This window comes from Microbacterium testaceum (assembly GCF_003075375.1).
Lineage (GTDB): Bacteria > Actinomycetota > Actinomycetes > Actinomycetales > Microbacteriaceae > Microbacterium > Microbacterium testaceum_E.
The window spans coordinates 169,324-176,861 of record NZ_QDFT01000002.1 but is presented as its reverse complement, the minus strand read 5'-3'; the positions used below and the strand labels follow the sequence as shown (position 1 = coordinate 176,861).

Annotated in this window: 3 protein-coding genes; all 3 read right to left on the bottom strand. The window is 72.5% G+C overall.

The window, feature by feature from the left end; translation table 11 throughout:
* Positions 1–1,110: 1,110 nt before the first annotated feature.
* The 3 genes from recR to DC432_RS01625 all read right to left on the bottom strand — a co-directional run bounded on the left by recR (position 1,111) and on the right by DC432_RS01625 (position 7,458).
* Positions 1,111–1,704, bottom strand: coding sequence for a recombination mediator RecR (gene recR, locus DC432_RS01635; protein ID WP_108319714.1), 594 nt, complete (start codon positions 1,702–1,704; stop codon positions 1,111–1,113).
* Positions 1,704–4,679 carry a DNA polymerase III subunit gamma and tau gene (locus tag DC432_RS16920; protein ID WP_116536400.1) on the bottom strand — a complete coding sequence of 992 codons (2,976 nt, stop codon included), beginning with the start codon at positions 4,677–4,679 and terminating at the stop codon, positions 1,704–1,706. The genes recR and DC432_RS16920 overlap by 1 nt, the downstream gene beginning before the upstream one ends.
* 247 nt (positions 4,680–4,926) lie before the next feature.
* Positions 4,927–7,458, bottom strand: a complete 2,532-nt coding sequence (locus DC432_RS01625) for a glycoside hydrolase family 65 protein (protein ID WP_116536399.1) — start codon at positions 7,456–7,458, stop codon at positions 4,927–4,929.
* Positions 7,459–7,538: the final 80 nt, after the last annotated feature.

Sequence of the window (7,538 nt, the reverse complement as noted above, 5' to 3'; positions counted from 1 at the left end):
GCTCCCGTCGCGTCCACACGGGACCGCCACTTTCATCTCTGCGGARCAGCGCCGGGTCTTCGGGTCACCCGGCGCTGTTCCGCAGAGATGAAAGTGGCGGTCCCGTGTGGACGCGACGGGAGCAACGGGTGAACGAGCGGTTCACCACCCCTCAACGCTTCTCAGTGAAATCGTCTCATTCGCTCACCCGATGCCTCACCACGGCCGCCGGGGCGGATGGCTGCCGTGGTGCGGGCGCGGGACGCGACTCGTGCGTGCGCCGGGGATAAGTTGCCGGCGCCGCGGGGCACAGGTCTTCGGCGTCCCCCGGGCCGGGTCTCGGGCGTAGGAAGGGAGGGTGTCTGGGCGTCCGCCGGGCCGGGTCTCGGGCGTAGGCAGGGAGGGTGTCTGGGCGTCCGCCGGGGATGAATCTCGGAGAACGGCGCCGACCTCGGAAGATCCACGCCGAATCCTCCGAGCTTCGCGCCAATCTCCGAGCTCCGCGCTGGGTGCGGGCGCCGAGTCTGGCGAAGGGAGCGGGATGCCGGTGGCTGTGCGCGAGCGGGCGGGTGGGCCGGAGGGACGGGACGCCGGGGGCTCCGCGCGAGCGGGCGGGCCGGAGGGGCGGGATGCCGGCATCCCGAAACTCGGAACACGGCACCGTTCTCGGAGAATCCGCGCCGAAACCTCCGAGTTCGGCGCCGTTCTCCGAGTTCCGCGCTGCGGGGCGCGACCAGACGCCAGACGTGAGCGGACGGGACGGGATGCCGGTGACCCCGCGCGCGTGGCGGGCCGGAGGGGCGGGATGCCGGCATCCCGAAAACTCGGAAAACGGCACCGTTCTCGGAGAATCCGCGCCGAAACCTCCGAGTTCGGCGCCATTCTCCGAGTTCCGCGCTGCGGGGCGCGACCACACGCCCAACGTGAGCGGACGGGACGGGATGCCGGTGACCCCGCGCGAGCGGGCGAGCCGGAGGGGCGGGATGCCGGCATCCCGAAAACTCGGAAAACGGCACCGTTCTCGGAGAATCCGCGCCAAATCCTCCGAGTTCGGCGCCATTCTCCGAGTTAGGCGCTGCGTGTGAAGAGGGCGCGAAACGCGCGCGCGGGGCCGGGGGGCCGGCCGTCCCGTCAGAGCGTGCGACGACCCTCGAAGGCGCGGCCGAGGGTCACTTCGTCGGCGTATTCGAGGTCGCCGCCGACGGGCAGACCGGATGCCAGGCGGGTGACGCGGATCTCGAGGGTGTGCAGCAGCCGGCTCAGGTAGGTGGCCGTGGCCTCGCCCTCGAGGTTGGGGTTGGTGGCGAGGATGACCTCTTGCACCGTTCCGTCGGCGAGGCGCTGCATGAGTTGGGCGACGCGCAGGTCGTCGGGGCCGATGCCGGCGATGGGGCTGATCGCTCCGCCGAGCACGTGGTACAGCCCGCGGAATTCGCGCGTGCGCTCGATGGCGGCGACGTCCTTGGCATCCTCGACGACGCAGATGAGGGTGGCGTTGCGGCGGGGGTCGCGGCAGATGGAGCAACGGTCCTGTTCCGAGACGTTGCCGCAGATCTCGCAGAACTTGACCTTGTCGCGGATCTCTCCGAGCAGGGTCGACAGGCGGGAGACGTCGAAGTTGGGCGATTGCAGGATGTGGAAGGCGATGCGTTGCGCCGACTTGGGGCCGATGCCGGGAAGGCGACCGAACTCGTCGATCAGGTCTTGGACGATGCCGTCGTACATCAGCTGAACCTCGTCGGGGGCTCGTAGGGCTCGTCGCGCACGTACGTCGCTCCGAGCATCTGGCGGACCACGGCCTCGCCGTAGCGCTGGACGCCGCCGCTGAGCGGGGGCATGCGCGGCACGACGACCGGCGGCAGGGGCGCTTCGGCTTCGTCGGCGGGCGGGATGACGTCGTCGTCGTCGACCTCGTCGGGAGCGGGGACGGACGGGGTCACCTCGCGCGCAGGCAGCACCGCTCCCTGCGCGGCGACGCCGTCCACCGGGGGCGCCGTCGCTTCGGCGGGCTCGTCGTCGACGGCGAGGGCCGTGGCGGCCGGCGTCGCGGACCCGTCGGAGGACGGGATCGGGGCGACCGCCCACTCGGTCACCGACGAGGCGTAGGGCGCCGACGACGCCGGCGGGCGCGACGAGGGACCCGAGCCGCGTGCGGCTCCCGACCCGCCCTGCGGCGGACCCGCCGGGGGGCGCGACGACCCGCCGGGACCGGCCTCGCCGTCGAGACGGGCGAGGTATTTGACGCGGATGCCGAGCACGGCCTGGATCGCCTGGCGGAGGTCTTCGCTGGGCCCGCCCTCGGGCGTACGCGTCTTGAACGCCGTGAGGTCGGAACCGGTACGGAAGGAGAGCGTGAGCACGTCGGCGTCGAAGGCGGCGACCGTCGAGGTCGACACGATCAGCCATGACGCACGACTCGCGACCTCGAGCTGGCCGAGCACCTCGGGCCATGCATCGCGGACGTGGGCGAGCTCGATCGGCCCCACCGGGGTGACGGGCGGGGTGGGTGCGACCGGCTCGAGAGGCGACGCGTCGCGGTCGGCGTCCGTCTCGGCGGCGGCCGTCTCGGACGGGGCCGTGGATGCCGGGCGGCTGCCGACGTTCGACACAGCGGCGGCGGTGTCGGGCGCGGTGGTCTTCGGCGCGGCGGCAGCGACCTCGGGCGCGGCGGCAGCGGCCTCGGGCGCGGCGGGGGCGGCGCTCGCGGGTGCCGCCGGAGAAGCCATCTGCGGCGCCGCGGCAGCGGCCTGCCGCGCCGTGGGACCGGCGGCTTCGCGCGCCTCCGCCGAACCGGCGGCGGGCGCGGCGGCCGTCGGCGCGGCCGTCGGCGGGGCCGTCGGACGTCCGGACTGCGCCCGTGCGGGGGCTTCGGACTCGTCGGGGCCGACGTCGCGCGATGGCGAGCCGGGAGTGGGCGCGGTGTCGAAGGGGTGTGCGTCCTCGTCGAAGGGAGGGGGCGCGTCGTCGTCGGTGAAGGGCGGCGGAGCGTCGTCGTCGGTCGGAACCGGCGGAGCCGGCTCGGACGGACGCGAGGGCGCCGAAGCGGTGCGGGTGGGCGACGAAGAACCCGTCGATCCGGGCGATGCCACGGTCGGCACGGCGCCCTCGGCCGAAGGCGCGTCCGGCCGGGCCACGGTCGGCTGAGCGGCCGTCGGCGACGGCACGCCCGGCGACGCGACCCCCGGCTGAGCGACAGACGGCTGAGCGACGGTCGGCGACGCCACGAGCGGCTGAGCCACACCCGGCTGAGCCACACCCGGCTGAGCCACGGTCGGCGACGCGACACCCGGAGAGGCCACACCCGGCGAGGCGACACCGGTCGACGCCGCACCCGGCGACGCCACCGGCGGCGACCCCGCCCCCGGAGCGGCGATGCGCGGAGCGGCGGGTGACGCCACGCGCGGCGGCGCCCCGGCCGACGCCGCCCCCGGCGACGCCACGGCCGAGCGCGCCGGAGCGTCACCCGGCGCGGCGATGTCGGCGGCGGGAGAGGCGGGTCGACCGGTTGCGGGGGCCACGGTCGCGGATCCGGTGCGCGCGACGTCGAGGTCGTGCGCGACGGCGGGCGATGTTCCCTGCGCCGACCCCGCGTGCGTCAGCACGCGGGCGACGAGCAGTTCGAGCTGCAGGCGCGGAGAGGTCGCCCCGGTCATCTCGTCGAGCGCGGCGACGACGAGGTCGGCCGTGCGCGAGAGGCGCGTGACCCCGAACGCCGTGGCCTGACGGCCCATGCGCTCGAGCTCGTCGTCGGGCACGCCGCGCAGCACGGCCGAAGCGCCCGCACCGGTCGCGGCGACGACGATGAGGTCGCGCAGTCGCTCGAGCAGGTCGTCGACGAAGCGGCGGGGATCCTGACCCGTCTGCACCACCCGGTCGACCGCGGCGAACGCTCCCCCGCCGTCACCGGCGGCGAAGGCGTCGACGACCTCGTCGAGCAGCTCGGAGTGCGTGTACCCCAGCAGAGCGACCGCGCGCTCGTAGCGCACGAGCACGTGGCCCGCGGCATCCGCGTCGGAACCGGCGATCAGCTGATCGAGAAGCGACAGGGTGTCGCGCGGCGATCCACCGCCGGCGCGCACGACGAGCGGCAGCACCCCGGCCTCGACGCCGACGCCCTCGGTGTCGCAGAGCTCTTGCACGTACTCGAGCATCGCGGCGGGCGGGACGAGCCGGAACGGGTAGTGGTGGGTGCGCGAACGGATGGTGCCGAGCACCTTCTCGGGTTCGGTCGTCGCGAAGATGAACTTGACGTGCGCGGGGGGCTCTTCGACGAGCTTGAGCAGGGCGTTGAAGCCCTGCTGCGTGACCATGTGGGCCTCATCGAGGATGAAGATCTTGAAGCGGTCGCGGGCCGGGGCGAAGATCGCCCGCTCGCGCAGGTCGCGCGCGTCGTCGACGCCGTTGTGGCTGGCCGCGTCGATCTCGACGACGTCCAGCGAGCCTCCGCCGCCGCGACCCAGCTCGACGCAGCTGTCGCAGACGCCGCAGGGGGTGTCGGTCGGGCCGGCCGCGCAGTTGAGGCAGCGCGCCAGGATGCGCGCCGAGGTGGTCTTGCCGCAGCCGCGCGGACCCGAGAACAGATAGGCGTGACCGACGCGGTCGCTGCGCAGTGCGGTCATGAGCGGCTCGGTCACCTGCGACTGCCCGATCATCTCGCCGAACGCCTCGGGGCGGTATCGGCGGTACAGGGCTGTCGTCACTCCACCAGCCTACGGCGTCCCTCCGACATCGCCTCCGCCCCGGTGCGTCGAGCCCGACGGGACCCCGGATGCCGGGTCCCGGGCCGTCACCGGAACAGGACGATCCACCACAACAGGACGATCCGCCGCACATCGGCCTGTTCTCGACACGTCCCCCTGTTCTCGTGACCGCACCCCCGCGCGGCTGCGGAAACGCAGAACGCGGCGACACCCCCGAAGAGGTGCCGCCGCGCTCGCGAGAGGAAGCTCAGCCGTCCAGGCCGACCGGGATGGGCGCGTCGTCGTCGTTCACGACCGGGATGGTGGCCGTGACGATCGGCACCGAAGCCGACAGCAGCGTGCCGTCCTCGCGCACCGAGCCCTCGAGCTGGCGGATCGAGGGACGACCGGGCCGCACCGGCCCCTGACCGTGCAGGGCGACGCGCACGGTCTCCCCCGGCGCGACGGTGTAGTCGACGTCGCGCACGGCGAACGCGACGGGCTCGCCCGACGTGCCGGCGCGCAGGGTCAGCGCCTCGGTGGTGAGCGTGATGTCCAGGCGCGTACCGCGCCAGTGCAGCACGTACGACAGCTCGGGCCAGTCGGCCGGTAGGCGCGGGTCGAAGGTCAGGCGGCCGAAGTGGTCGCGCATGCCGCCGAATCCGCTGACGAGCGCGGTCCACACCCCGCCCGCCGACGCGACGTGCACGCCGTCCGAGGCGTTGTGGTGCAGGTCGCCCAGGTCGACGAACGCGGCCTGGCGGAAGTACTCCAGCGCCAGGTCCTGGTAGCCCACCTCGGCGGCGAGGATCGACTGCACGACCGCCGACAGCGTCGAGTCGCCGGTGGTGAGCGGGTCGTAGTACTCGAAGTCGGCGAGCTTCTCGGCATCCGTGAAGTGATTACCCTGCAGGAACAGCGCGAGCACCACGTCGGCCTGCTTGAGCACCTGGTACCGGTAGATCACCAGCGGGTGGAAGTGCAGCAGCAGCGGACGCTGGTCGGGCGGGGTGTTCTCGAGGTCCCAGATCTCGCGCTCGAGGAACACCGCGTCCTGGGGATGGATGCCGAGGGCCTCGCTGAACGGGATGTGCATCGCCTCGGCGGCGCGCTCCCACCCCTCGGGCTCCGAGGGGTCGAGGTTCATACGGTCGGCCATGCGGGCGTACGCGTCGGGATCGTTCTCGGCGAGGTCGCGCACCGTGCGGGCGGCGAAGCGCAGGTTGAACCGCGCCATCACGTTGGTGAAGAGGTTGTCGTTGACGACGGTGGTGTACTCGTCGGGTCCGGTGACTCCGTGGATGTGGAACGAGTCGTGCTCGCCGTCCTCGGCGTTGTCGCTCGAGCGCCAGAAGCCGAGCGTCGACCACAGGCGCGCCGTGTCGACGGCGATGTCCACGCCCTCGCGCGCGAGGAACTCCTCGTCGCCGGTGGCGCGGACGTACTTCGCCAGAGCGAAGGCGACGTCGGCGTTGATGTGGTACTGCGCGGTGCCGGCGGCGTAGTACGCCGAGGCCTCTTCGCCGTTGATCGTGCGCCAGGGGAAGAGGGCGCCGGCCTCGTTGAGCTGGTGCGCGCGCTTTCGCGCGGCGGGCAGCATGAGCGAGCGCATGCGCAGGGCGTTCCGCGCCCACAGCGGCGACGTGTAGGCCAGGAACGGCAGCACGTACACCTCGGTGTCCCAGAAGTAGTGGCCGCTGTAGCCCGAACCGGTCACGCCCTTGGCGGGCACGCCCTGGCCGTCGGCGCGGGCCGCGGCCTGCGCGAGCTGGAACAGGCACCAGCGGGTGGCCTGCTGCAGGTCGCCGTGTCCGCCGATGCGCACGTCGGAGCGGTCCCAGAAGTCGGCGTACCAGGCGATCTGCTTGTCGACCAGGCCGTCGACGCCGGTCTCGACGGCGCGGTCGAGCGTGCGGCGGCAGCGATCGAGCAGTTCGCCCGTGGGCACGCCCCGCGAGGTGTGATAGCTGACGAGCTTGGTGATCGTGGTCGGGACGCCGGCGCGCGCGTGCACGCGGAAAACGTTCTTGGCGATGTCGGGCTCGACGAGCTGACGCGCGGTGTACTCGTTCTGCGTGTCGACGAGGTGGTCGGCGATGACGGCGAGCGTCATGTGCGACTCGCTCACCTCGTAGCTGAGCGCGGAGCGGTTGCCGTCCTGCCAGTACTCGCGCGGCTGCAGCACGCGATCCGACAGCTTCTCGGTCTTACGGGGGTCGAACCCGCTCTTGCCGGATGCCATGGGCGATCCGCCGTAGATGCCCTCGCCGTCCTGGCGGTTCAGCAGCTGGCTGCTGACCACGACCGGCGCGTCGGCATCGAGCACCGTCACGGTCAGTCGCAGCACGGCCAGGTGCTTCTCGTCGAACGACACGAAGCGCTCGTCCTCGATGCGCACGCGCTTGCCCGAGGGCGTCACCCACAGCAGGTTGCGGCGCAGGATGCCCTGGCGCATGTCGAGCACGCGCTCGTACTCGCGGACGTCGGCCACGTCGAGCGACAGCGGCTCGTCGTCGACGTAGACGCGCATGACCTTGGCATCCGGGGCGTTGATGATGGTCTGCCCGACCTCGGCGAAGCCGTACGCCTGCTCGGCGTGGCGGATGGGGAAGGTCTCGTGGAACCCGTTGATGAAGGTGCCCTGCTCCTGGGCGAAGCGGCCCTCGATCGAGTTGCCGCGCAGGCCGAGGTAGCCGTTCCCGACGGCGAAGAGGGTCTCGGTGACCCCCACGTCGTCGATCGAGAACTCGGTTTCGACGAGTCGCCACTCGTCGATGGGGAAGCGATCGCGATCGATCATCGGGCGGTGCCTTCCGGTGGCGGGTTCGGGCGCCGCGGAACGGGTGGGGGCGCCGTTCGCGCGGGTGGTGCGGGATCTCG

Coding starts and splice junctions, on each gene's coding strand:
- recR (WP_108319714.1), bottom strand. CDS start 1,704: ATGTACGACGGCATCGTCCAAGACCTGATCGACGAGTTCGGTCGCCTT.
- DC432_RS01625 (WP_116536399.1), bottom strand. CDS start 7,458: ATGATCGATCGCGATCGCTTCCCCATCGACGAGTGGCGACTCGTCGAA.